Here is a 697-nt window from a genome sequence, read left to right on the forward strand (position 1 = left end):
AATGAATAGATTTACTTTACCAAGAGATATTTATTTTGGAGAAAATTCTTTAGAGGTGTTAAAAACCATAAAAGGTAAAAAAGCAGTAATAGTTACTGGTGGAAGTTCTATGAAAAAATTTGGATTTTTAGATAAGGTTGAAGCTTATTTAAATGAAGCTGGAATTGAAGTTAAACATATTACTGGAGTGGAACCAGATCCTTCAGTAGATACAGTTATGAACGGCGCAGCAGTTATGAGAGAATTTGAGCCAGACTTAATAATTTCAATCGGTGGGGGTTCACCAATTGATGCAGCAAAAGCTATGTGGATTTTCTATGAATATCCAGAATTCACTTTTAAGCAAGCTGTTATACCATTTGGTATTCCAGACTTAAGACAAAAGGCTAAATTTATAGCTATACCATCAACTAGTGGAACAGCATCAGAAGTTACAGCATTTTCAGTAATTACTGACTATAAAGCGAAAATAAAATATCCTTTAGCAGATTTCAACTTAACTCCTGATGTAGCTATAATTGATCCATCACTGGCTCAAACAATGCCAGCAAAATTAACAGCACACACAGGTATGGATGCATTAACTCATGCACTTGAGGCTTATGTTGCAGGACTTCATTCTTATTTCTCAGATCCACTTGCAATGCAAGCTATAACTATGATTAAGGAGAATTTAGTAAAATCATTTGAAGGTAAT

Annotated in this window: 1 protein-coding gene; it reads left to right on the forward strand. The window is 33.7% G+C overall.

Translation table 11 applies throughout. The annotated features are described in order from the left end of the window. Position 1 precedes the first annotated feature (1 nt). A partial coding sequence (locus KPL54_RS25850) for an iron-containing alcohol dehydrogenase (RefSeq protein WP_216109330.1) occupies positions 2-697 on the forward strand: 696 nt, incomplete at its 3' end.

This window comes from Clostridium estertheticum (assembly GCF_018861295.1).
In the GTDB taxonomy this organism is placed as follows: domain Bacteria; phylum Bacillota; class Clostridia; order Clostridiales; family Clostridiaceae; genus Clostridium_AD; species Clostridium_AD estertheticum_D.